Source organism: Trinickia sp. (assembly GCF_051953955.1).
Classification (GTDB): Bacteria; Pseudomonadota; Gammaproteobacteria; order Burkholderiales; family Burkholderiaceae; genus Trinickia.
In genome coordinates, this window is the sequence record NZ_JBQCIF010000003.1 from 19,208 (window position 1) to 43,885 (window position 24,678).

Below are 24,678 nucleotides of genomic sequence, written 5' to 3' on the forward strand. Positions count from 1 at the left end.
ATCGTCCGGCGCACCGAAGGCAACGGAGCACGCATCCGTCCGAATTCGTCTTTTACACGCATTCGTCGGCCTTAACCCCGCTACAATCGGACGTTTTGTCCGCCGCGCCTCGTCGAGGGCGCGGCGAAGCATGAGAAGCGTTTCAGAAGTCGAGCGAGGTTCAATGTTGCGGAAAACGATGATGCGGCTCGCGTGCGTGCCGCTGGCGGCGGTGCTGGCCGCGTGCGGATCGGCGCCCGTCGCGCCCGGGTACTATCGAGTCGAGCGCGGCGATACGGTCACGAAAATCGCGCGCCGCCACCATGAGTCGGTGCAAAGCATCGTCCGTTGGAACAACCTGACGAATCCCGATTCGATCGAAGTCGGTCAGGTGCTGCGCGTAGTCCCGCCCGGAGCGAATGCGGCGGCGGGCGCACCGATCCGCACGAGCCCCGGTGCGGCTCCCGCGCCCAACTCCAGCACCGAACCTTCGCGCGCGGGCCCCGAGACAGCGCCGCCGGCCCGTGGAATCTCGCTGATTTGGCCCACTACCGGCAAGGTCATTCACGGTTTCGACGGCGTCACCTACAAGGGCATCGACATCGCCAACACGGCGGGCACGCCGATCGTCGCGGCGGCACCGGGCACCGTCGTCTACGCGGGCAACGGCTTGCGCGGCTACGGCAACCTCGTGATCGTCAAACACGATGCGGACTTCCTCACGGCCTATGCGCATAATCAAGCGCTGCTCGTGAAGGAAGGAGAACGCGTCGCGCAAGGCCAGAAAATCGCCGAGATGGGCGACACCGACAACGATCGCGTGGCCCTGCACTTCGAGTTGCGCTACGGCGGAAAGTCGATCGATCCTTCCCGCTACCTGCCGACGCGCTAAAGTTCAGGCAAGCGGTGGCAGCCGGTGGCCGGGCGTCTTAAAAAAAGAGGCCCGGACGAGCCGGGCCAACGGGGGTTCGGCGCAGTGAGGCAAAGGACCGGTTCGCCGTGCGCCGATATCAAATTTAGCGATTTCGCAATAGCAGCACAATCGATTTATCGAGCAAAGAGCGGTAATTGGCACATAGTGCCTAGATAATGTCATAGAAATACGCCGAAGCTGGAGGACGTCGCTTATGAGGTCGCACGCAAACGGATGCAAAAGGGCTGCAGCGCCCGCGGGAAGCACCGGAGCCGACCCTTCCACTGCGGTGGCGGAAAACGCCGATTGACCCGCGATTAATCTGCATTCGACTGACTTGATCGGTCCGCTCGCAATTGTTTCGTATTTTTTCCGATTTAATCGACGACGAATCCGCCAAGCCGGCAGAAGATAAGAGGATTAAAGGAGACACGGCATGCTAATCCGAACGAGCAGCTACGAAACCCTCGCCGCCGGCTTTGCGTGGCGCATCCCCGAACGCTACAACATCGGCGTCGATGTCTGTGACAAATGGGCCGACGGCACCAACCGGCTCGCGCTCGTCTATGAGCAGCGCGACGGTACCGTGACGCGCTACGGCTTCGACGAACTGAAGGCGCTGTCCAATCAGCTCGCGCACAGCTTCGCGCGTCATGGAGTGGCGCGCGGCGAGCGCGTCGGGATTTTCCTGCCGCAAGCCCCCGAGACCGCGCTTGCGCACTTGGCCGCCTACAAGCTCGGCGCGATCGCCGTGCCGTTGTTCGCGCTGTTCGGCGTCGAGGCCTTGCAGTATCGGCTATCCAACAGTGGTGCCGTCGCGCTGGTCACCGACACGGCGGGGCTGGCGAAGATTGCGCAAATTCGCGACTCGCTGCCCGAATTGAAGACGGTCTATTGCATCGATGGCGACGAGCAGGCATTGCAGGCGGCGGGCGCGCTGCCGTTCTGGTCATCGCTCGAACATGAAGTACGGGTGCTGGAGCCAGTGGACACGCGCGCGGACGACCCGGCCATCATCATCTATACGTCAGGCACCACCGGCAAGCCGAAAGGGGCGCTGCACGCGCATCGGGTGCTGCTCGGGCACTTGCCCGGCGTCGAGATGCCGCAAGCGTTCTTTCCCGAGAACGCGCGGCTCATGTGGACGCCCGCGGACTGGGCGTGGATCGGGGGCCTGCTCGACGTGCTCTTACCGTCATGGCACCACGGCGTGCCCGTGCTCGCGCGCCGGTTCGAAAAGTTCGACCCGGAAAGCGCGTTCGATCTGATGGCACGGCACCAAGTCACGCACGCGTTCTTGCCACCCACGGCGCTCAAGATGCTGCGCACGGTCGAGCGCCCGCGCGAACGCCACGCACTGTCCTTGGTCGCTGTCTCGAGCGGCGGCGAATCGCTCGGCGAAGAGCTGATCGAATGGGGCCGCGCAGCGCTCGGCGTGACGCTGAACGAGTTCTATGGTCAGACGGAATGCAACGTCGTCGTCAGTTCGTGCAGCGTCCTGTTCGAGCCTCGCATCGGCTCGATCGGCAAGGCCGTGCCGGGCCACCGCGTGGAGATCGTCGACGACGCCGGCCGCGTGCTGCCTCCCGGCACGGAAGGCAATATCGGCATTCACGCACCCGATCCGGTCATGTTCCTCGGCTATTGGCGCAACGATGAGGCGACGCGCGAGAAATTCGCGGGCGAGTATCTCGTGACGGGCGACATTGGCGTGATGGATGCCGATGGATTCATCCGTTTCGTCGGACGCAACGATGACGTCATTACGAGCGCGGGCTACCGGATCGGCCCCGGCCCGATCGAGGATTGCCTGCTCGGCCATCCGGCCGTGCGCATGGCCGCGGTCGTCGGCGTGCCCGATGCGGCGCGCACCGAGATCGTCAAGGCATTCATCGTACTGAACGCGGGCTATGCGCCGGGCGACGCGCTCGTGCGCGAGATCCAAGATCACGTGCGCACGCGACTGGCCGCGCATGAGTATCCGCGCGCGATCGCATTCGTCGAAAGTCTGCCGATGACGGCCACGGGGAAAATCGTGCGTCGCGAGCTACGCACGCTCGGCTGAGGCTCACAGGCCGAGCATGCCGATCGACCGCCCGAGCCCGAGCCCGAGCCCGAGCCCGAGCCCGAGCCCGGCTCGAAACGGCCCTGGCGGCACAGCACCCGAGCGTTACATCATCCGGCGCAGCACGCGATCGCGCAGCAAGAAGTGATGGTAGAGCGCAGCGGCAACGTGCAAGCCGATGAGCGCAAGCATGGCCCATGCGAGCAGCGCATGGACGTCGCCCATCTGGTGGCCGAGGGACGAGCCCGTCGCCACGAGCGGCGGCAGATTCACCCCGGCGAGGGTCACTTGCCATCCGCGCGACGACGCATTGACCCACCCCAGCACGGGCTGCACGATCAACAGAAGATAGAGCAGGCCGTGCGTCAGGTACGCCACATCGCGCGTCAGTGCGGTTCCCTCCGCGGGAGCCGGTTCCTTGCGCACCAAGCGCCAAATCACGCGCACGACCGTGATCACGATGATGAAGGCGCCAAGGTCGAGATGCACGGCGATGAGCCCAAGCGGCTGCGTGCCGCGATGAATGTCCGGCATCGTCCAGGCCACGATGTACTGAGCGATCAACAGCAGCACGATCAGCCAATGCAGCAGGCGGGCGAACGGGTCGTATTTCGGAGCGGCGATGGCGCCAGACATAATCACCTCGTGGAGCACAAAAAAAGATCGATTATAGTGACGACCCCCACGAATGAACGCAGTGATCGCCATGACCTCCTCCGAGCGCCCCGACGCCGCCCCGGGCCACAGCCCGCTTTATCTGAAGCTGCTCGCCGAAACGGCCAAGATTGCCTGGCCCGAGCTCGAGCGCTTTTTCGCGCGCGGCATGCTGCTGCGCGTCGCGCGCGATCTCGATCTCGTGACGGTCGCCGCCGCCATCGCCGAGGACGATTCCACGCAAGTCGCTCAATGGCTCTCGGCGGGGCTCGTCGAGCGCATGCAAGCGGAAACGGCCGCCGATTTCGCGTCCCGCGATCCGGAATTGTGGGCCGTCGTCGTTTCCCCGTGGGTCTGTGTACAAGAGCGCGGCATGTCCTAGTATGGAGTAGCGCGATCGTGAAACCGCGGAAAGGAGGCTGCCATGGACGCCGAATCGATTGCCGGCCTGGTCGGACTATGCGTCGGACTGCTCGTGCTGCTGGCGTTGACGATTTTCGAATCACGCTCGTACAAGCGCGAGCACAACGGCGAAGGCATGATTCATCATTGGCTGGCCGAGCATCACATGCTGGGCTGGCACCGCACGAAGCATTAAGCGCTGAACATTACGCGCTGAAACGCCTGCGGAGGGCTTCGGCACGAACCGGCGCATTGCGCCGGCGGTCACCGGGCGAGGTGCATCGCGCGGGTGGCTACGTGCGCGCGAATTTCCGCAGAGCCGCTTGCTCCGCCGCGAGCGTCGTCGGCAATTCGTCATGCAGAAAGTCGACCCAGGTGCGAATCTTTGCGTCGAGATATTGCCGCGACGGATAGAGCGCATAGACGTTGAGCTGCATCGCCGTGTACTCCGGCAATATCCAGACTAATTCACCGCTTTCGAGCCAGCGCATCGCCGCATACGTAGGCAGTACCGCAATGCCCATGCCTTCTCGCACGGCGATCGCCATTGAATCGGCGCCGTTCACCTGAAACGCGGGCGCCGATACCGTGAAAGTTTCCGTGCCGTTGGGACCGTCGAAATTCCATTTGTCGAAGACCGAAGCCGGCGTGACGATGCGCAGGCAGGCATGCTCGGCGAGTTCCGACGGTGTGCGCGGCACGCCGCGGCGCTCGAGATACGCCGGCGAGGCACAGGCGATGCTGAAGACCGTGCCGAGCCGCTGCGAGATCAAGCCCGAATCGGGCAACTCGTAACCGACTACGACCGAAACGTCGAAGCCTTCGTCGAGCAGGTCCGGGGTCCGCTGAGCAAGCGTCATCTCGACCGATACGTCGGGGTAGCGCCGCTGATAGCGGCCGACGGCCGGCACGATGTAATGCATGCCCAAGCTGGCCATGGCATGCAGGCGCAGCTTGCCCGAGGGCCGCGCGTGCGCATCGCCCGCCTCCGCCTCGGCTTCCTCGACATAGGCGAGGATCTGCTGACAGCGTTGCAAATAACGTTTGCCCGCCTCGGTCAGCGCGATGCGGCGGGTGGTCCGGTTCAGCAAGCGCGTGTGCAAGTGCGCTTCCAGATCGGAAACGGCGCGCGACGCGTAGGCGGTCGTCGTGTTCAGATGTTGCGCGGCCGCGGTGAAGCTGCCGGACTCGACGACGCGCACGAAGACGCGCATGTTTTGAAGCGTATCCATACCCACCCCTTCGTATCTCTGCGCCGCGATTGTTGCACGTTCCGCAACGCGGATTATCTCAAACGAGGTAAGAATGCATTACATCCTTACGGCTTATTCGACAATCCACCGAAAAATATAATCGACTGCGTCCAATAGCGTCGCCAAAGGGAGAAAATCGTGCGATTGCCGATCGGCAAGATGCGTATCGCCTCCGCATTTCTTGCACTGTCGATAATAATGGCCGGATGTGCAAGCACGGGCGGCATTGCGCCGCAGCAAAACGCGGTCGATCCGTCCGCGCTCGACGTCGGCGCGGCGGTGCGCGCGGCCGACCGCAGCGCCCGCTGGCCCGACGCGCATTGGTGGCAAAGCTACCGCGACGCACAACTCGATTCGCTCGTCGCGACAGCCATCGCCGGCAATCCCACGCTCGCTGCCGCCACCGCCCGCGTGCGCGAAGCGAGCTCGCTCGCAGGCGTAGCCGCGGCGGAGCTCGCGCCGCACGTGCAGGGCAATCTGTCGATCACGCGCCAGCACTGGGCCGACAATCCGCTCTATTACGGCCCCGGCGAACTCGCCGATCAGACGACCTGGAACAACACCGGTACGCTGGGCTTCTCCTATCGCCTCGATCTGTGGGGCTCGGATGAGCATGCGCACGAGCGCGCGCTCGATGCGGCGCACGAACGCGCGGCCAGCGAGCGAGCCGCTCGACTCGAGCTCGAAGTGAACGTCGTGCGCGCCTACGTCGACTTTTCCAAGCAATATGCGCTGCTCGACATCGCGAACGATACGCTCGCGCGCCAGCAACAACTGTTGGCGTTGGCCAAGCGACGCGTGGCCGGCGGCATCGGCACGCAACTCGAAGTGAGCCAGGCACAGGCGCCGCTGCCCGAGTACGAGCGCCGCATAGAGGCACTGCACGAGGCGATCGATCTCGATCGCAATCAACTCGCGGCGCTGATGGGCCAAGGTCCCGGAGCGGGCGCCACGCTGACGCGGCCGGCGCTGTCGCTCGACGCGCAGGCCGCCCTGCCTTCCGCGGTGCCGGCCGAGTTGATCGGGCACCGGCCCGACGTCGTCGCGGCACGCTGGGCCGTGGCGGGCGCGGCACGCGGCATCGACGTGGCCCACGCGGCGTTCTATCCGAACATCAACCTGATGGCGTCGATAGGGGGCTTCGCGGCGGGCGGCGCGTTGTTCCAATTCCTGCATGCCGCCAACGGCGCCTGGACTGCGGGGCCGGCGCTGTCGCTGCCGATCTTCGAAGGCGGCGCGCTGCGCAGCCGGCTCGGTGCGGCATCGGCCGGCTACGACGAAGCCGTCGACCATTACAACGCGACCGTCGTTGCGGCGCTCAAGCAAATCGCCGACCAAATCGTGCAATTGCATTCGCTCGATGCGCAGCAAGGCGAGGCCGAGCGCTCGATTACCGTCGCCGAGCGTAGCTATCGGCTCGCGCAACTCGGCTTCAAGCGCGGCTTGAACGACTACGTCAACGTGATCGTCAGCGAAACGCAATGGCTCGCTGCGCAGCAGGGCGTCGCGCAAATACGCGCGGCGCGGCTGGCTGCCTATGCGTCGCTGATGGGCGCGCTGGGCGGCGGACTCACGGTGCCTGGCGATGGCCCCGACACCGACGCCATGCAGCCTTCGCGGCACGTCGCCTTCGGAGGGAAGGTGCTCAAAAGCCTTGCGCCGGACGACGATGCGCCCGCCGCCGAGCACGAAGCCGGCGGCAAGCAAGGCGAGCCGAGGTAAGGACGAGCGCCATGGCCGACCCCGCCTCCCCCTCACCTCGCCCGCTGCCGGCCCTGCAAGCCGCCCTAGCGGATTGGGCTCGCACCGACGGGCTCACCTGGATCTATCTGGTCAAGGCATTGGCCGCGGCATTTCTCGCGCTCGGCATTGCGATGCGGCTCGATTTGCCGCAGCCGCGCACAGCCATGACGACCGTGTTCATCGTCATGCAGCCGCAAAGCGGCGCCATTCTCGCGAAGAGCTTTTACCGGATCGGCGGCACGCTCGTCGGGCTCGTGGCCACGCTGTTCCTGATCGCCGTGTTCGCGCCGCAGCGAGAACTGTTTCTCGGCGCGCTGGCGCTGTGGACCGGCATCTGCACGGCCGGCGCCGCGCGCAACCGCAACTTCCGTTCGTATGGCTTTCTGCTCGCCGGCTACACGGCGGCGCTGATCGGCATCCCGGCCGCCCAGCATCCCGACGGCGCGTTCCTTTCGGCGCTCACACGCGCCGCTGAAGTCACGCTCGGGGTCTTATGCGCGGGCTTCGTCGGCGCCCTCGTCTTCCCGCAGCACGCGAGCCTGCAAATGCGCTCGACCGTGCGCGCGCGTTTCTCGGCGTTCGTCGAATACGTGGCGGCGGCGCTGTCGGGGCAGGTCGACCGCGCGCAAATCGAACGGCAGAACGCGCGCTTTCTCGCCGAAATCGTCGGCTTCGAAGCGATGCGCAGCATCGCCGTCTTCGAGGGGCCGGAGTCTCGCGGGCGCAGCGGGCGTCTCGCGCGCTTGAACAGCGAGTTCATGACGGCCTCGACGCGTTTTCATGCCCTCCATCAGTTGATGAATCGCCTGCGCAGTGCCAGCGCCACCGAGGCCGTGAATGCGTTGGAGCCGTACTTCATGGAATTGGCGCCGCTGCTGCATACGCCCGGCGAGCCGGTGTTGACCGCGCGCGATGCGGCCGGCTCCGCCCGCAGGCTCGAGGCGTTCAAGGCCGCGCTGCCGAAACGGGTTCGCGATGCGCGCGCGATGCTCGCCGAGCGCCCCGGCTTTCCGCTGCTCGACTTCGATACGGCGGCCGAACTGCTTTACCGGTTCGTCGACGACATGCACGCCTATGCGCTGACCTATGCATCGCTCGCAGCGTCCACGCACGAGCGCGAACGCACACCGGAACGCTACGAGCCGAAGACGAATGCCGTCCTCACGTTCGTCGCCGGCATCCGCGGCGCCATCGTCATGGCTGCGCTCAGCGCATTTTGGATCGCGTCGGCTTGGCCAGACGGCGCAACGCTCGTGCTCAACGCGGCAGCGGTCTGCGCGCTGGCGTCGTCCTCGCCGCGCCCAACTCGCATGGCCAATCAGATGGCGCTCGGCACGGTGCTCGCCACGCTCGTCGGGTTCATCGTCGTGTTCGGGGCCTATCCGCACATCGACGGCTTCGTGCTGCTGTGCGCGGTGCTTGCGCCGGCGCTCGCGCTCGGCATCTTCATGACGACGCGCCCGAAGCTCGCGGGCTACGGCGCCGGCTACTGCATCTTCTTTTGCGTGCTGGCGGGCCCCGACAACCTCGTGCGCTACGATCCGGCCGGCTACGCGAACACAGCCTTGGCGCTCGTGCTGTCGATGGCGGTCTGCGCGATCGCGTTCGCCGTCCTGTTGCCGCCATCGACGCCCTGGCTGCGCGGGCACTTGCTCGCCGATTTGCGACGGCAAGTCGTGCTGGCCTGCAAGGCGCCGATCCCGACCGTGCGCGGACGCTTCGAAAGCCGTGCCCGCGATCTCGCCTTTCAAGCCTATGCGCTGATGGAGCGCGATCCGGCCGAACAGCGCGACGCGCTCGCTTGGCTCATCGCGGTATTGGAAGTCGGCCACGCCGTCATCGATCTGCGCCGTGAGCTGGCTGGCTTGCCGAGCGACGCGCGTTATGCGCGGACGATGCCGTGGCGGCGCGGCATCGCGCAATCGGCCAAGGCGTTGACCGCACTGTTCGCACGGCCGACGGATGCGCGCCTCGATGCCGCGCTCGCGGCGAATTTCGGCGCGATCGCCGCCACGCAGCAGGCGTTGGCGGCGTTCGCTCCGCCGCGCGAGGACCGGCATCGGCTGCAACGCATCCTGAGCTACCTGCACTTCGTGCGCACGGCGCTCATCGACCCCCATTCGCCGCTCGCGCGCTATGCGGGCGGGGCACCGGCACGGCACCAAGGAGCTGATCATGCATCGTGAGATCGCCGTTTTCGGCGCCTACATTCCCATGCTGATACCGCTTTGCATCGGCGGCGCGGCGCTGACCTGGATCGTCGACCGGCTGCTGGGGCTAGCCGGCCTTTACCGCTTCGTCTGGCACCCCGCGCTGTTTCGCGCGAGCCTGCTCGTCTGCATTTGCGGCGTGCTCGGGCTCGCCGTCTACCGGTAGGCAGGCGATAGGCACGCGATAGGCACGCGCGAAACGGGACCTTCGGGCTTTGCTCTTTTTCAGACCTGCAATCATGACGCTTCGACACATCATCGGTTTCATCGCCACGGCACTGCTGCTCGTGATCGCGCTGGCCATCGGCCATCGGCTTTGGGTGCACTACATGGACGAGCCTTGGACACGCGATGGCCGCGTGCGTGCGCAGATCGTCAATATCGCACCCGACGTGTCGGGCGCGATCGTCGATCTGCCCGTGGCCGACAACATGTTCGTCAAGAAAGGCCAAGTGCTGATGCGGATCGATCCCGCGCATTACCAGGTGGCCGTCGAGCAGGCCGAGGCAGCCGTGGCCGCACGCCGTGCCGAATGGCAGATGCGCCGTGCCGACGCCGCGCGGCGGGCCGATATGGACAGCCTCGTCGTCTCGAAGGAGAACCGCGAGAACGCATCGAGCGCGGCAACGGCGGCACAGGCGCAGTATCAACAGGCCGTGGCGGCACTCGATGCGGCCAAGCTGAACCTTTCGCGAACGACGGTCGTATCGCCTGTCGATGGCTACGTCACGAATCTCTCGGTGTTCCGCGGGGATTACGCGACGGCGGGCGCGCCGAAGCTGGCCATCGTCGATAGCCAGTCGTTCTGGGTCTACGGGTACTTCGAGGAAACGAAATTGCCGCGCGTGAAGATCGGCGACAAGGCCGAGATTCGGTTGATGAGCGGCGGCGTGCTCCAGGGCCACGTGGAGAGCATCTCGCGCGGGATCTATGATCGTGACAACCCGCAAAGCCGGGAACTCGTTGCGGATGTGAACCCCACGTTCAATTGGGTGCGGCTCGCGCAGCGCGTGCCCGTGCGGATTCACATCGACAAGGTGCCCGATGGGCTCGTGCTCGCCGCGGGGACGACTTGTACGGTAGTGGTGTCGCCGGAGGCGGAGGCCCGCACGTCGGCGCGTTGAGAAGGCCCGGGATCGCTTCGGATCGCAATGCAATGGCCAACGCGCTAGGGCAAGGCGGGCATACCGCCGTCGCCGCGCCACAGCGTCGCGATCTCCTCACAGACCAGTTCGGCCCATCGCCGGTACTGGCCTGGCCCCGGGTGGTAGCGATCGATCGCCATTTCGTCCGGGTTCGCGGCCCACTCGAGCGAAACGTAGCGCCGCGCCGCATGCAGGCTGGCCCAGCTTTGCAGCAGGCGATCGAGCCGAAGCGCGTAGCGGCCCAAGTACCACCGCAACGGATGCGGTGCGGCCGGAAGGATACGCAACGGCGGCAATCCCGTTACGACCATTCCCCTCGCCCCCGTCCGTTCGCGCAGATGCTCGGAAAGTGCAATGTAGTCGCGTATGAAACGATTCGGCTGGCACTGCGACGTGACGTCGTTCGTCCCTAGCGCGGTGACCAAATAATCGGCCGGCTCGACTTCGCTGCGTATCAACAAATCCAAGGCCTCGCGGGTGTTGACGCCGGATTTGGCAAGCAATTGCCATGCGACGCGGCGGCCTGTGACCGCCGACAGCAATCGCGCGAGAGGCTGCGCGAGCGCATGCGACTGTTCTTGCACGCCTACGCCAGCCGCGGAGGAATCGCCGACGATCAGAATGCGCAAAGGAGGAACCGACTTTGAACACTCACCTTCCACGCCGCGGCGCGGGCCGGCCGCCTCCGGCAATCGCAGCGCAGTGGCACGCAGCCATCGCGCTTGGGCGATCAAGACCGGGCCGAGAGCGATCTTGTATAGAGTCAGCATGGCTTGCGTTCATCAAGGGTCATGTATTACCCCGGTTTTCCGGATGGCGAATTCTATTTATCCCCGCATTGCAAGTCAACGATTAAAAGAATCGTTAAAATAATCAGTGCAAACTCCGACACATCACAATCAGAGTTGATGTTGGATTTTAGACAGAATCGTCTTTTCGATTGTTAGTCGGTTTGCTCCACATTCAACGATCACGTCTGCCACGCGGTACTGATTCGTCGATCGCCCCATTCGCATGATTGCCGCGTCACCGCATAGGTAGGCGTTCGCCCGCCCCCCAAAGCAAACGGGCCGCACTCGATGTGCGGCCCGTTTGCGTCCTGCCTCGACGCCGTCGTCGGCTCAACGCGCCGCGCGCAGCTTGAACTGTCCGACCAGCCGTTTGAGCGCCTTGGCCTGATCGTCGAGCGAGCGCGCCGCGGCGGTCGCCTCTTCGACGAGCGCGGCGTTCTGCTGCGTGCCGGCGTCCATCTGCGTGACCGCGCGATTCACTTCCTCGATCCCCGCGCTTTGCTCCGACGAAGCCGCCGAAATCTCGCCCATGATGTCCGTCACGCGCTTGACCGCCTTCACCACTTCGTCCATCGTCCGCCCCGCATCGGTCGCGAGGCTCGAGCCGTTCGCAACGCGGTCGAGCGACGTGTTGATGAGCGTCTTGATTTCCTTGGCCGCGGCAGCACTGCGCTGCGCCAACGAACGGACTTCGCCCGCCACGACCGCGAAACCGCGCCCCTGCTCGCCCGCGCGCGCCGCCTCCACGGCCGCGTTCAGCGCGAGGATGTTCGTCTGGAACGCAATGCCGTCGATCACGCCGATGATGTCGCCGATGCTCTTCGCGCTATCGTTGATCTCGCCCATCGTCGTCACGACGCGCGAAACGACGTCGCCGCAAGTCGAGGCGATTTCCGACGCGTTGTTGGCCAGCGAACTCGCCTGCTTGGCGTTGTCGGCATTTTGCTTCACGGTCGACGTGAGCTGCTCCATGCTCGTCGCCGTGCGCTCGAGCGAGACGGCTTGCTGCTCCGTGCGTTGCGATAAGTCGAGGTTGCCCATCGAGATTTCGCCGGCCGCCGAGGAAATCGCCTCGGCGCTCGCCGTGATTTCCCCCACCGTTGAGGCCAGCCCTGTCTGCATTTCCGTCAGGGCATAAAGCACGCTCGAATTGTCCTTCTTGCCGAGCTTGATCTCGTTCGACAGATCGCCGGAGGCGATATGGCTCGCGATCTGCTTCGCATAGGCCGGCTCGCCGCCGAGTTGATGAGTGAGGCGCCGCACGACCCACTCGCTGACGACGAAGGCGACCAAAATCAAGGCGATCGTCATCGCAGCGATCATGGCGAACGACGACTTGAAAATGAATGCCGATTTCTCGATGGTCGCCTTTGCTGCCGTGCCGCGATGCTCCACGAGTTCGTCGACGAGCTTTTCGAGCTTGCCGGTCTCGACGAGCAGCGAAACGTCTTGCATGCCGACCTGCCAGTTCATCTGCGACAGATCGAGCGACTGCGCTTTCACGAGCGTCACGAACGTGCGCAAGTGCCCGGCCCACGTGCTCACCGCGGCGGCGAACTTTTTCTGCTCCGCCAGACCGTCGGCATCGGAAGCGTCGGTGTACTGTTGCAACGCACCGATCTCGCCGTTGATCGAAGACAGCCCCTTTTCGATGTCGTTGCCGAGCTCGTCGCGTTCCTTCGCCGTCGTGGCCGTCAGCAGCATTTTCTGCGCGCGGCTCGCGCGCAGCACGTTCGCACGCACTTCCTCGGCCGCGCGGCTCGCGACGTGGCCCTGCTCGTAGATCGACTTCGTCGAGCCGTTCAGCCGGTCGATCTGCGTCAGCGAAAATACGCCGATCGCAAGCGTGCCGACGAGCACCACCGCAAACGCCAAACGCAGCGAAGCCTTCACCGACAACGCATGCAGCCTCGACTTCGCCGTCCCCTTGTGCGATCTGCCGCCGGCCCCCGTGCCGTCCGCAACGAAACCTGCGCCCGAGCGCCTGCCCAGCGAAACTGCCTTCATATGTCATTCCCCTTCTTATTTCTCTGGCCGCCGTGGGTTAAGGCGACGCAATCCTTTACGTACCTATCGGGTCAACGGCACGCGCGTGCACTTCTTTAGTGCGCGAGGGCCTATGTAAACCCGGTGCTCGACGACTCGTGGCCGCCGACTGTCTTATACCTCGACAAAAAGGCAGTGCGAGGTCACGCGCGGCACACGGCGAGCGCTGCTCGGCCACGGCACGGTGTCCGGGGCTGAACCGGTCCGCACATGATGTCTTGTTTACGACAAACTTTGTCCGATTGCTCCATTCGAGACAAACTACACTTCGCTTACGGTTACATCCGACGAACTGATGGCCGCGCGTCGTTCCGACGCCGCGCGTGCCGTTTTTCCTTTCCTCAAAGTGCCCACGATGCAAACGAGCATTCAGAAAAACACCGTTTCCGGCGATCCGGCAGCGGCAAGCCAGGCTCCGGCCCAAGCGGCGGCCGGCACCGTTTCGCGCACCGTTTATTCGGTTCTCGGCGCGATCAGCTTCTCGCATCTGCTCAACGACATGATTCAGTCGCTGATCCTGGCCATCTATCCGATGCTGAAGGAGAACTTCTCGCTCTCGTTCGCGCAGATCGGCCTCATCACGCTGACCTACCAGATCACGGCCTCGCTGCTGCAGCCGCTCGTTGGTTTTTACACCGACAAGCGTCCGCAGCCCTACTCGCTGCCCGTCGGCATGGGATTCACGCTGTCGGGGCTCGTCTTGATGTCGATGGCACCGAATTTCGGCGTGCTGCTCATCGCCGCGGCGCTCGTCGGCTGCGGCTCGTCGGTGTTTCACCCGGAATCGTCGCGCGTCGCGCGCATGGCGTCGGGCGGGCGTTACGGGCTCGCGCAGTCGCTGTTCCAGGTCGGCGGCAACGCGGGCTCCTCGCTCGGGCCTCTGCTCGCCGCGCTCATCGTCATGCCGCACGGCCAGCGCAGCATCGCCTGGTTCTCGGTGGCGGCGCTCGTGGCGATCGTGGTGCTCGCCAATATCGGCCGCTGGTATAGCCGCCATCCGGCGACGAAGAAAAAAGCCGGCGCCCGTGCGATGCATCCGTCGCTGTCGAAGTCACGCGTCGCGTTCGCCATCGGCGTGCTCGTGCTGCTGGTGTTTTCCAAGTACTTCTATCTCGCAAGCCTGAACAGTTATTTCACGTTCTATCTGATCGACAAGTTCCATCTCTCGGTGCAAGCCGCCCAGATCCACTTGTTCGTGTTCCTTGCCGCGGTGGCCGCAGGCACGATCATCGGCGGTCCGATCGGCGATCGCATCGGCCGCAAATACGTCATCTGGGCGTCGATCCTCGGCGTTGCGCCGTTCACGCTGATGTTGCCCTACGCAAACCTATTCTGGACCGGCGTGCTCACGGTGGTGATCGGCATCGTGCTGGCCTCGGCGTTCTCGGCCATCATCGTCTACGCCCAAGAGCTGATTCCGGGCAACGTAGGCATGGTGGCGGGCCTGTTCTTCGGCTTCGCATTCGGCCTCGGCGGCGTGGGGGCGGCCGTGCTCGGTGATCTGGCGGACGCCACGAGCATCAGCTTTGTCTACAAGGTGTGCTCGTTCTTGCCGCTGATCGGCATTTTGACGATGTTCCTGCCCAACCTCGAAACCAAGCGCCAGGTGCGCGCGTAACGAGCGGTATCGGTGAACCCGCGCGCACGCGTGGGTTCACCTGGTCCGAAAACCGGGAATTTCCAGGCAGCAACGCTTCGAGACAGTTACTTTGCGGCACTCGGCGAGGGTTGTCTCGTCATCGCAATGGAGCCGTCAACGATGATTTTTTCGACACATAACAATTACTTGTTCGCATGATGTACTATTGCGCGACGTTTCTCGATCCGCAACGGATGGACATCATGCAGCTCTTGACGCTAGAGCAATTGCGCGCAACGCAACAAGCGGGCGCCGTGCTTTCGGTCACTTTGCACGGCGAGGGGCCTTCTTTCGAGATACAAATCGAGACCCGAGGCGGCCCTGCAAAGCTCGTCAAAGCACGCAAGGCGCGCTCTGCGCCAGAGGTGCGCAAGTTTGCCGATCCCCGAAAAGCGCTCCTGCTGCTACGCGAGTTGGGAATAAGCGAAGCGCATATTGATAGCCAGCAGTGGCGCCCCGAAGATCAAGCGTTGCAACGCCGTGCACGTCCCGATCGCGCCGCGCATCTGAAAGCAGCGCATGAAGCGCTGTCGCATACCGAATGGATCCAGCGAAAGGTCGATGCGGCGCGCGCCGGCCTCGAAAACGGCACGAACCGGCGCATCATGCCCGACCAATGGGAGACCATCCGGGCCGCCAAGAAACGGCAGCGTGACGGCAGATGACGGTTGTCGTCCGTGCGGAAAGTTATCGAGACGACCTCGATGCAATTGAGGCCCACATTGCCGAAGACAGCCCGGGGGCTGGAGCCGAGATGTGGTTACATATAGATGATCAGGTGGACATGCTAGCGGATCCAAAGTTTCCGCGCCGACCGGGCCGGGCTCCCGGCACTACCGAGCTAGTAGCGCACGCAAACTACATCGTGATTCTCGAAGAGACTACCAGCACGGTTACCGCATTGAGCGTCGTCCACGCACGGCAAAAATACCCATGAGCCGATCTATCACCGAAACGGAAGACTGTGGCTCACTGCCTCGCCGGCGCCTCGGCGTAGGCAGTCAAAAACGCGCGCAGCACGCCCGATGAATAGGCACCGGCGATATCGGTCAGGAAATTCGTGAACGAGGCCGTCGCGTGATCGTCAGCCGTATCGGAGATCGTGCGCACGATCGCACACGGCACATCGTGCTCGTAGCAGACCTGCGCCATGGCCGCGCCCTCCATCTCGACTGCCATCGCCTCGGGCAGCGCTTCGGCCAGCGCGCGCACTTCGCGCTCGCTGGACACGAAGCGATCGCCGCTGATGATCAGCCCGCGATGCACGCGCGGCGCTTTGAATCCGAAGCGCTCGCCGAGCGCCGCGCCCGCTTCGGCCAGGAACCGTTCGCAGGCGGCCGCCAATGCATCGGCGAGCGGCGCATGCGCCGGGAAGCCGGCGCGCTCGAGCAGCGGCACTTCGTAGCGCGGGAAAAGCGGCGAGGCATCCATGTCGTGTTGCATCAGCGAATCCGCGACGACGATGTCGCCGACGCGCACGCCACGGCCGACACCGCCGGCTACACCGGTAAACACCATCGCATCGACGCCGAACACGTGAATCAGCGCACTGGCCGTCGCCGCAGCCGCCACTTTGCCGACGCGCGCCATCGTAACGACGCAAGCCACGCCATGCGCCGTGCCGACATGGTAATCGCGCCGGCCGAGCGTGACGGTGCGCATGTCGCCGGCGGCCCGCATCGCCTCGACGATATCGCCGAGTTCTTGCGGCAGCGCCGCCAATACGCCGAGCCGGCGCACCGCCGCGTTGCCGCTGTCATCGAGGTTTTCGGTGTAGATGCTCATTGAATCGTGCTCAAGAAATAGGCTCGGATCGCTCGAATCATTCGACCACTTGCAGCTTCGCGACGGACAAGGCGAGCCACTTCTCGCCGTGCCGCTTGAACCGCACTTGCGCGCGGGCGTCGGGGCCGCTGCCTTCGAGGGCCGTGATCGCACCCTCCCCGAACTTCGTGTGAAAGACTTGCTGGCCCACGCGAAAACCCGTATCGGCCGCGCGCTGCTCGTTGGCGAACGCCGGCAGCGGCGCTGCTTCGAAGTGCGCCGTCTGACCGCCGCGATCGGGCCGGGCGAACCAGTCCCGGCCCCAACCGGCGTTGTCGGACCGCCCGCCCCAGCGCGATCCGGCCTCGACCTTCGGCGTCAACCATTTCAGCGTCGTCTCGGGCAATTCGTCGAAGAACCGCGAACGCACGTTGTAGCGGGTCTGGCCGTGGAGCATCCGGCTTTGCGCGAACGAGAGATAGAGCCGCTCCTTCGCGCGCGTGATGGCGACGTACATGAGCCGGCGCTCTTCTTCCAGTCCGTCCGCTTCGGTTGCGCTGTTCTCGTGCGGGAACAGCCCCTCTTCGAGCCCCGTGATGAAAACCGCCGTGAACTCGAGCCCCTTCGCCGCATGCACGGTCATCAACTGCACGGCCTCCTGCCCCGCCTGCGCCTGGTTTTCGCCGGCCTCGAGCGACGCATGCGACAAGAAGCCCGCGAGCGGCGTCATCGTGTCGGGGTTTTGCGCCGGGTCGGTCAGGCCGGCGGCTTCGAGCACGACCGTGTCGTCCTCGCCCTGCGATAAGGCACCGAGGGCACCGAGCTCGGGCGCCGCGGTGGCGCCAGGCGCCAGACGGATCGAGCGCGCCGGCGTGTCGAGCCCGTAGCCCTCCTCGCTGACGAACGCCGTGGCCGCATTGACGAGTTCCTGCAAGTTCTCGAGCCGGTCCTGCCCCTCGCGCTCGTTTTGATAGAACTCGGACAAGCCGCTCGCGCGTACGACGTACTCGACCGTCTCGGGCAAGCTCAGCCGCTCCGTTTCGGCGCGCATCTTCGCAATCAGATTGGCGAACGAGCCGAGGCTCGTGCCGGCCTTGCCCGTGACATACGGGATCGCGGCTGCCATCGAGCAGCCGTACAAACGTGCCGCATCGGCCAACTGTTCGATCGATCGCGCACCGATCCCGCGCGTCGGAAAATTCACGACGCGCGCGAACGCCGTATCGTCGTTCGGGTTATCGATGAGCCGCAAGTAGGCCAGCGCGTGCTTGACCTCCTGCCGCTCGAAAAAGCGCAAACCACCATAAACGCGGTAAGCGATGCCCGCATTCACGAGCGCGTGCTCGATCGTGCGCGATTGCGCGTTGCTGCGATAGAGCACCGCGATCTCGCTGCGCGCGAGGCCGCCGTTGTTGATCAATGCGCGGATTTCCTCGACGATCCAACCCGCCTCCTGCGAATCGGTGGCCGCTTCGTAGACGCGCACGGGCTCGCCGTGCCCCGCGTCCGTGCGCAGGTTCTTGCCGAGGCGGCGCGAATTGTGCGCGATCAAGGCATTGGCCGTATCGAGGATGTGCCCGTGCGAGCGATAGTTCTGCTCGAGCTTGATCAGATTGCGGACGTTGAACTCGCGCTCGAAGTCGAGCATATTGCCGACGTTCGCGCCGCGGAACGCATAGATCGATTGGTCGTCGTCGCCGACTGCGAAAATCGCACCGGAGGCGGCCCCGTTGCCCTGCCCCGCCAGCAGCTTCAGCCACGCGTACTGCAGCTTGTTCGTATCCTGAAACTCGTCGACGAGGATCTGCTTGAAGCGCGCCTGATAATGCGCGCGCAGCGGCGCGTTGTGCGCAAGCAGCTCGTAGCAGCGCAGCAGCAGCTCGGGAAAATCGACGACGCCCTCGCGCTGGCATTGCTGCTCATAGGCGCGGTAGAGCTCGACGAACTTCAGGTTGAAGCTGTCGGTCGCGTCCACCTGGTCGGGACGCAGCCCCTGCTCCTTCGCATTGTTGATGAAGTACTGCAGGTTCTTGGGCGGATATTTCTCGTCGTCGACGTTCAGGCCCTTCATCAAGCGCTTGATCGCCGAGAGTTGATCGGCCGTATCGAGAATTTGGAACGTCGCAGGCAGCCCCGCATCGCGATGATGCGCGCGCAGCATGCGATTGCACAGGCCGTGGAACGTCCCGATCCACATGCCGCGCGTGTCGATCGGCAGCAGCGCCGAGAGCCGCGACATCATCTCGCGCGCCGCCTTGTTCGTGAACGTGACGGCCAGCACGGTGGCCGGCGACGCGAAGCCATGCTGAATCAGCCACGCGATGCGCGTGATGAGCACGCGCGTCTTGCCGCTGCCCGCCCCCGCCAAGATCAGCGCCGGTTCGTTCGGCAGCGTGACGGCCGCGTATTGTTCGGGGTTCAGGTTGGCGAGCAGTTCTGGCATGGAGGGAGCGGTTCTTCGGCAACTTCGGCGACGGAAGGGGCGAGCGCCGCCGCGGGCGGCAACGCTTTGCAAGCCGATCATTATAAGGCCGAGCGCCGGGGCGAGCCGCCGTCCCCTTATAATCGAGAGTTTCGACCCTGCCAACCGAGCCGGCCGCGGCTTCCCCGCAGGTTCTCGATCGGATCATCCACATCATCTCAGGCATTTTTCGGCGGATTTCCAACCATGACCGACACCACGCTGGCGAAGAGTTTCGAGCCCCAGACGATCGAGGCCCAATGGGGCCCCGAATGGGAAAAACGCGGCTACGCGAAACCGGCCTTCACGCCCGATGCGTCCGGCGCACCGCGTCCCAACTTCTCGATCCAACTGCCGCCGCCGAACGTCACGGGCACGCTGCACATGGGGCACGCGTTCAACCAGACGATCATGGACGGCCTCACGCGCTATCACCGCATGCTCGGCGACAACACGCTCTGGCTGCCCGGCACCGACCATGCCGGCATCGCCACGCAAATCGTCGTCGAGCGGCAACTCGATCAGCAAGGCGTGTCGCGCCACGATCTGGGCCGCCAGCAATTCGTCGAGCGCGTGTGGGAATGGAAAGAAAAATCGGGCTCGACGATCACGAACCAAGTGCGGCGCCTCGGCGCGTCGATCGACTGGTCGCGCGAATACTTCACGATGGACGAGAGGATGTCGAACGTCGTCAGCGAAGTGTTCGTCCGTCTTTATGACCAGGGCCTCATCTACCGCGGCAAGCGCCTCGTCAACTGGGACCCCGTCTTGATGACGGCCGTGTCCGATCTCGAGGTCGCGAGCGAGGAAGAGAACGGCCACCTTTGGCACATCCGCTATCCGCTGGCCGACGGCAGCGGTCATCTGACGGTCGCCACGACGCGCCCCGAGACGATGCTCGGCGACGTCGCCGTCATGGTCCACCCCGAGGACGAACGCTATGCGCACTTGATCGGCAAGCAGGTCAAGCTGCCGCTTTGCGATCGAGCGATCCCCGTCATCGCCGACGACTACGTCGACCGAGCATTCGGCACGGGCGTCGTGAAGGTCACGCCCGCGCACGATTTCAACGACTATCAGGTCGGGCAGCGCCACGGCCTGCCGCAAATCGAAATCCTCACGCTGGAAGCGAAGATCAACGACAACGCGCCTGCGGCCTACCGCGGCCTCGACCGCTTCGAGGCGCGCAAGCGCATCGTCGCCGATCTCGAAGCGCAAGGCCTGCTCGAATCGGTAAAGGACCACAAGCTGATGGTGCCGCGCGGCGATCGCACGAACGTCGTGCTCGAGCCGCTGCTCACCGATCAATGGTTCGTCGCGATGAGCAAGCCGGCGCCGGAAGGCACGTTCCATCCCGGCAAGTCGATCGCGCAAGTCGCGCTCGACGTCGTGCGCAACGGCGACATCGCGTTCGTCCCCGAAAACTGGACGACGACCTACAACCAGTGGCTCGAGAACATCCAGGATTGGTGCATTTCGCGGCAGCTCTGGTGGGGCCATCGGATTCCGGCCTGGTACGGCGAGCAAGGCGAAGTCTTCGTCGCGCGCACCGAAGCCGAAGCGCGCGAGCAAGCGCAGGCCCGCGGCTATGCGGGCAGCCTTACGCGCGACGACGACGTGCTCGACACCTGGTTCTCGTCCGCGCTCGTGCCGTTCTCCTCGCTCGGCTGGCCGAACGAAACGAAAGAGCTGGCCGCGTTCCTGCCCTCGTCCGTGCTCGTCACGGGCTTCGACATCATTTTCTTCTGGGTCGCGCGGATGATCATGATGACGACGCATTTCACCGGGAAGGTGCCGTTCAAAACCGTCTACGTACACGGGCTCGTGCGCGATCACGAAGGCCAGAAGATGTCGAAGAGCAAGGGCAACACGCTCGACCCGATCGACATCGTCGATGGCATCGATCTGGAAGCGCTCGTCGCCAAGCGCACGACGGGCCTCATGAATCCGAAGCAAGCCGCGTCGATCGAGAAAAAAACCCGAAAGGAATTCGCGCAAGGTATTCCGGCATTCGGCACCGACGCCCTACGCTTCACGATGGCCTCGATGGCCACGCTCGGGCGCAACGTCAACTTCGACCTCGCACGCTGCGAGGGCTATCGCAATTTCTGCAACAAGCTCTGGAATGCGACGCGCTTCGTGCTGATGAATTGCGAGGGGCACGACTGCGGCTTTTCGAAGCCCGGCGCGTGCGCACCCGGCGATTGCGGCCCTGGCGGCTACACCGATTTTTCGCAGGCCGACCGCTGGATCGTCTCGCTGCTTCAGCGTGTAGAGAGCGAAGTCGAGAAGGGTTTTGCCGACTATCGCTTCGACAACGTCGCGAACGCCATCTACAAGTTCGTCTGGGACGAGTATTGCGACTGGTACCTCGAGCTCGCGAAGGTGCAGATCCAAAACGGGACGCCCGAGCAGCAGCGCGCCACGCGCCGCACGCTGTTGCGTGTGCTCGAAACGGTGCTGCGGCTCGCGCACCCGATCATTCCGTTCATCACGGAAGCGCTGTGGCAAAAGGCGGCGCCGTTGACCGATGCCTATCCGCGGGGCGCAGCCGACGGCGAAGCGTCGATCATGGTGCAACCGTACCCGCGCGCGGAGCAGAAAAAAATCGACGAAAATGCGGAACGCTGGGCCGCCGGGCTCAAAGCCGCGATCGATTGTTGCAGAAACTTACGCGGCGAAATGAACCTATCGCCCGCAACGAAGGTCCCTCTGCTTGTGCACGGCGACGCAGGTCAATGGCAGACGTTCGCGCCTTACGCCCAAGCGCTGGCGCGTTTGTCCGAGGTGCGCATCGTGGCCGACGAAGCCACGCTCGATGCGCAATCGCAAGGCGCGCCGATCTCGATCGTCGGCGGCGACAAGCTCGCACTGCTCGTCGAAATCGATGTCGCAGCCGAACGCGAGCGCCTAGGCAAGGAAATTGCTCGGCTCGACGCGGAAATCGCCAAGTGCTCCGCGAAGCTCGGAAACGAGGCTTTTGTCGCAAAAGCCCCGGTTGCCGTCGTAGAGCAAGAGCAGAAAAGGCTGTCACAATATCGAGACACCGTTGCCAAGCTCCGCGCGCAACTCGCGCGCCTGCCGGCTTGACCGTTTGCGTCGTATTGGGCACGTGGTCCCATCAGTACAACTAGGGTAATGCCATGCTAAAAGTCACCAAGGCTGTTTTTCCGGTTGCGGGCCTCGGCACGCGCTTTCTTCCCGCCACGAAGGCCAGCCCGAAGGAAATGCTGCCGATCGTCGATAAGCCGCTGATCCAGTACGCCGTCGAGGAAGCGATGGCGGCCGGCATCACGGAGATGATCTTCGTGACGGGCCGCAGCAAGCGTGCGATCGAGGATCACTTCGACAAGTCGTATGAAATCGAAGCCGAGCTCGAGGCGCGCGGCAAGGAAAAGCTGCTGGATCTCGTGCGCAGCATCAAGCCGAGTCACGTCGATTGTTTCTACGTGCGCCAGCCCGAAGCACTCGGGTTGGGCCACGCCGTGCTGTGTGCCGAGAAGCTCGTCGGCGAAAACCCGTTCGCCGTCATTCTCGCGGACGACTTGCTCTACGCCGAGCCCCCGGTCATGAAGCAGATGATCGACGTCTTCGATCACTATCACAGCTCGGTGATCGGGGTCGAAGAGATTCCGCCGCAAGAAACACGTTCCTACGGCATCGTCGACGGCAAGGAGTGGGAAGACGCGATCATCAAGATGTCGGGCATCGTCGAAAAGCCGGCGCCTGAAGTCGCGCCGTCGAATCTCGGCGTAGTGGGCCGCTATGTGCTCAAGCCGCGCATCTTTGACCACCTGCGAGCATTGAAGCCGGGGACCGGCGGCGAGATTCAACTCACCGACGGCATCATGTCGCTGCTCGGCGACGAGCAAGTGCTCGCCTACAAGTATCACGGCACGCGTTTCGATTGCGGCAGCAAGCTCGGGTATTTGAAGGCGACGGTGGAGTTCGCGCTGCGCCACCCCGAAGTGGCCGAGGAATTCGACCACTACTTGCGCACGCGCGCTCCGGTGATGGATAGCTGAATCACGAGCGGCTAGCAAACAGTAAGGGCTACAGGCGTCATGCCTGTAGCCCTTACTGTTTTATACGCGCCAACGGCTCAGCGCCGCCGCATCAGAAAAACGAACGTCTTGTCCTGCGTCGAGCTTTCGACGATTTCATTGCCCGTTTGCTTGGCGAACGCGGCGAAATCGCGCTGCGAGCCGGGATCCGTTGCCAGTACCTTGAGGATTTGGCCGCTTTGCATGTCGGCCAACGCCTTTTTCGCGCGCAGAATCGGCAGCGGACAGTTCAATCCGCGCGCATCGACTTCCTTATGAATTTCCATCGACAATTGGTCTTCCCGTGAAGCGTCCCGGGCGCCTAAGCGATGCGCTCGCCGGAACGCGCCGCGCCCAGCCACCGAGAAGCAAAGCAAGGATTTTACCTCACGGTCGGCTTGGGCACGCGCAGGGTTACAGCGCCACCGGCGCCCCGCTTACGCACGCCTCCCGCAGCGCTTGACCAATCCTCGTCGCTTCGAGCGCATCGGCCAGCGTGGCTCCGGCCGGCGTTCCGGGCACGCCGCCTGCCAAACGAGTCGCCGCCGCCTGCACGAATGCCTGCGCCTCATGGAGGAACGCATCCTCGAAGCGATCGAAGAACGTCGGCGTGCTCTCGCTGCGCACCCCACCCGCCTCGTAGATCTCGACGCGGCTCTTGCACGGATTGTGGCCGATCGCCAGTGCCCCGCTCGTCCCGATCACCTCGCTTTGCGTGTCGTTGCCATGCGCCATCGTGCGCGAAGCATAAAACACCGCCAACCGGCCGCCTTCGAACTCGACGACGCCCACGCCGTTGTCGACATCGCCGAACTCGCGCAGTCCTTCATGGAGCGAGATCGTGCCCGTTGCGAACGCACGCACCGCCCGCGCGCCGCCGAAGAACCAGCGCGCGACGTCGATATCGTGCACGGTGCAATCGAGGAAGATGCCGCCCGAGGTCGGCGCAAAGCGCACGAAGAAGCCATCGGGATCGTTCTGGTCGGTCGTTTGCGAGCGCACCATGAACGGCCGGCCGATCAAACCCGCCGCCGCCTTCTCATAGGCATCGCGATAGCTAGGATCGAAGCGACGCATGAAACCGATCGTCGCTTCCAAGTGCGGATATTCGCGCGCGACACCTAGCACGCGTTCGCACTCCGCCACGTCGAGCGAAAGCGGTTTCTCGCAGAACACATGCTTGCCCGCGCGCAGCGCCGCCACGATCTGCTCGGCATGAAGCGACGAAGGCGTGACGAGCCAAACCGCATCGAGTTCGGGATCGGCGAGCAATGATTCGTAGTCCAAATAACGCCGCGGATCGGGCAGCGTATCCCGCGCCCAGTCGAGTTCCTCGGCGACCGGGCTGCATGCCGCCGCCAATACCGCACCCGGCACGCGATAAGCCAGGTTCGTCGCATGCCGCTTGCCTAGGCGGCCCAATCCCGCGATGCCGATCCGCACCGGCCCGCGCTTTGCCATCGTCGTCACTGTCTCGCTCCTTGCCGCTATCGTCTTGAAGACGTAAGGTCATCGAATGTTCGGTCGTAACGGCGGCAAGGGCATCATTCGCTTCGCGAGTGGCGATGCC

General features: G+C 64.2%; 21 protein-coding genes. 13 read left to right on the forward strand and 8 right to left on the reverse strand.

The features are described from left to right. The first annotated feature begins 163 nt into the window (after nt 1-163). Both ACTHNZ_RS00675 and ACTHNZ_RS00680 read left to right on the forward strand, forming a co-directional pair. Nucleotides 164-871, forward strand: a complete 708-nt coding sequence (locus ACTHNZ_RS00675; protein ID WP_440540561.1) for a peptidoglycan DD-metalloendopeptidase family protein — start codon at nt 164-166, stop codon at nt 869-871. A gap of 457 nt (nt 872-1,328) precedes the next feature. Further along, the gene (locus ACTHNZ_RS00680; RefSeq protein WP_440540562.1) at nt 1,329-2,957 is read left to right on the forward strand and encodes an acyl-CoA synthetase; all 1,629 of its coding nucleotides are present in this window, start codon (nt 1,329-1,331) and stop codon (nt 2,955-2,957) included. 105 nt (nt 2,958-3,062) lie between these two features. Here ACTHNZ_RS00680 and ACTHNZ_RS00685 read toward each other — a convergent pair whose 3' ends face one another. Then, entirely contained in the window at nt 3,063-3,593 is a 531-nt protein-coding gene (locus ACTHNZ_RS00685; protein ID WP_440540563.1) for a cytochrome b, read from the reverse strand. Between the two features lie 70 nt (nt 3,594-3,663). Here ACTHNZ_RS00685 and ACTHNZ_RS00690 point away from each other — a divergent pair, with 70 nt between their 5' ends. Next, nucleotides 3,664-3,993, forward strand: coding sequence for a DUF2288 domain-containing protein (locus ACTHNZ_RS00690; protein WP_440540577.1), 330 nt, complete (start codon nt 3,664-3,666; stop codon nt 3,991-3,993). Between the two features lie 42 nt (nt 3,994-4,035). Next, entirely contained in the window at nt 4,036-4,209 is a 174-nt protein-coding gene (locus ACTHNZ_RS00695) for a hypothetical protein (RefSeq protein ID WP_440540564.1), read from the forward strand. A 97-nt stretch (nt 4,210-4,306) separates the two neighbouring features. On the opposite strand, the gene ACTHNZ_RS00700 is transcribed toward ACTHNZ_RS00695, so the two are convergent. Beyond that, a complete protein-coding gene (locus ACTHNZ_RS00700; RefSeq protein ID WP_440540565.1) occupies nt 4,307-5,245 on the reverse strand; it encodes a LysR family transcriptional regulator in 939 nt (312 codons plus the stop codon). Nucleotides 5,246-5,425: 180 nt separating this feature from the next. Here ACTHNZ_RS00700 and ACTHNZ_RS00705 point away from each other — a divergent pair, with 180 nt between their 5' ends. From ACTHNZ_RS00705 to ACTHNZ_RS00720, 4 genes are all read left to right on the forward strand, one after another. Then, a complete protein-coding gene (locus tag ACTHNZ_RS00705; RefSeq protein ID WP_440540578.1) occupies nt 5,426-6,988 on the forward strand; it encodes an efflux transporter outer membrane subunit in 1,563 nt (520 codons plus the stop codon). Between the two features lie 11 nt (nt 6,989-6,999). Beyond that, complete coding sequence (locus tag ACTHNZ_RS00710) at nt 7,000-9,195, forward strand: FUSC family protein (protein ID WP_440540566.1); 2,196 nt, start codon at nt 7,000-7,002, stop codon at nt 9,193-9,195. Beyond that, nucleotides 9,182-9,385, forward strand: a complete 204-nt coding sequence (locus tag ACTHNZ_RS00715; RefSeq protein ID WP_440540579.1) for a DUF1656 domain-containing protein — start codon at nt 9,182-9,184, stop codon at nt 9,383-9,385. The genes ACTHNZ_RS00710 and ACTHNZ_RS00715 overlap by 14 nt, the downstream gene beginning before the upstream one ends. Before the next feature lie 73 nt (nt 9,386-9,458). Continuing rightward, nucleotides 9,459-10,343 carry an efflux RND transporter periplasmic adaptor subunit gene (locus ACTHNZ_RS00720; RefSeq protein ID WP_440540567.1) on the forward strand — a complete coding sequence of 295 codons (885 nt, stop codon included), beginning with the start codon at nt 9,459-9,461 and terminating at the stop codon, nt 10,341-10,343. Nucleotides 10,344-10,387: 44 nt separating this feature from the next. Here the strand turns inward: ACTHNZ_RS00720 and ACTHNZ_RS00725 are convergent, their stop codons facing one another. Together ACTHNZ_RS00725 and ACTHNZ_RS00730 are read right to left on the reverse strand one after the other, a co-directional pair. Further along, nucleotides 10,388-11,134, reverse strand: a complete 747-nt coding sequence (locus ACTHNZ_RS00725) for an SGNH/GDSL hydrolase family protein (RefSeq protein WP_440540568.1) — start codon at nt 11,132-11,134, stop codon at nt 10,388-10,390. A 351-nt stretch (nt 11,135-11,485) separates the two neighbouring features. After that, nucleotides 11,486-13,162 carry a methyl-accepting chemotaxis protein gene (locus ACTHNZ_RS00730; RefSeq protein WP_440540569.1) on the reverse strand — a complete coding sequence of 559 codons (1,677 nt, stop codon included), beginning with the start codon at nt 13,160-13,162 and terminating at the stop codon, nt 11,486-11,488. Between the two features lie 394 nt (nt 13,163-13,556). Here ACTHNZ_RS00730 and ACTHNZ_RS00735 point away from each other — a divergent pair, with 394 nt between their 5' ends. The 3 genes from ACTHNZ_RS00735 to ACTHNZ_RS00745 all read left to right on the forward strand — a co-directional run bounded on the left by ACTHNZ_RS00735 (nt 13,557) and on the right by ACTHNZ_RS00745 (nt 15,777). After that, nucleotides 13,557-14,819 (forward strand): MFS transporter, encoded by a 1,263-nt coding sequence (locus ACTHNZ_RS00735; RefSeq protein ID WP_440540570.1) that lies wholly within the window; start codon nt 13,557-13,559, stop codon nt 14,817-14,819. Nucleotides 14,820-15,034: 215 nt separating this feature from the next. Then, nucleotides 15,035-15,505 carry a hypothetical protein gene (locus tag ACTHNZ_RS00740; RefSeq protein WP_440540571.1) on the forward strand — a complete coding sequence of 157 codons (471 nt, stop codon included), beginning with the start codon at nt 15,035-15,037 and terminating at the stop codon, nt 15,503-15,505. Then, nucleotides 15,502-15,777, forward strand: coding sequence for a type II toxin-antitoxin system RelE/ParE family toxin (locus ACTHNZ_RS00745; RefSeq protein WP_440540572.1), 276 nt, complete (start codon nt 15,502-15,504; stop codon nt 15,775-15,777). Before ACTHNZ_RS00740 ends, ACTHNZ_RS00745 begins: the two co-directional genes overlap by 4 nt. A gap of 32 nt (nt 15,778-15,809) precedes the next feature. On the opposite strand, the gene ACTHNZ_RS00750 is transcribed toward ACTHNZ_RS00745, so the two are convergent. Together ACTHNZ_RS00750 and ACTHNZ_RS00755 are read right to left on the reverse strand one after the other, a co-directional pair. Continuing rightward, the gene (locus tag ACTHNZ_RS00750; RefSeq protein WP_440540573.1) at nt 15,810-16,625 is read right to left on the reverse strand and encodes a 5'-methylthioadenosine/adenosylhomocysteine nucleosidase; all 816 of its coding nucleotides are present in this window, start codon (nt 16,623-16,625) and stop codon (nt 15,810-15,812) included. Between the two features lie 37 nt (nt 16,626-16,662). Next, on the reverse strand, nt 16,663-19,047 hold the full coding sequence (locus tag ACTHNZ_RS00755; RefSeq protein ID WP_440540574.1) for a UvrD-helicase domain-containing protein: 2,385 nt from the start codon (nt 19,045-19,047) through the stop codon (nt 16,663-16,665). A gap of 225 nt (nt 19,048-19,272) precedes the next feature. On the opposite strand from ACTHNZ_RS00755, the gene ACTHNZ_RS00760 reads away from it, so the two are divergent. Then, nucleotides 19,273-22,155 carry a valine--tRNA ligase gene (locus tag ACTHNZ_RS00760; protein WP_440540575.1) on the forward strand — a complete coding sequence of 961 codons (2,883 nt, stop codon included), beginning with the start codon at nt 19,273-19,275 and terminating at the stop codon, nt 22,153-22,155. Between the two features lie 53 nt (nt 22,156-22,208). Beyond that, entirely contained in the window at nt 22,209-23,090 is an 882-nt protein-coding gene (gene galU / locus ACTHNZ_RS00765; RefSeq protein ID WP_440540576.1) for a UTP--glucose-1-phosphate uridylyltransferase GalU, read from the forward strand. Nucleotides 23,091-23,167: 77 nt separating this feature from the next. Here the strand turns inward: galU and ACTHNZ_RS00770 are convergent, their stop codons facing one another. Together ACTHNZ_RS00770 and ACTHNZ_RS00775 are read right to left on the reverse strand one after the other, a co-directional pair. Next, entirely contained in the window at nt 23,168-23,395 is a 228-nt protein-coding gene (locus tag ACTHNZ_RS00770; RefSeq protein WP_115535308.1) for a sulfurtransferase TusA family protein, read from the reverse strand. Between the two features lie 127 nt (nt 23,396-23,522). After that, entirely contained in the window at nt 23,523-24,569 is a 1,047-nt protein-coding gene (locus tag ACTHNZ_RS00775) for a Gfo/Idh/MocA family oxidoreductase (protein ID WP_440540580.1), read from the reverse strand. Nucleotides 24,570-24,678: the final 109 nt, after the last annotated feature.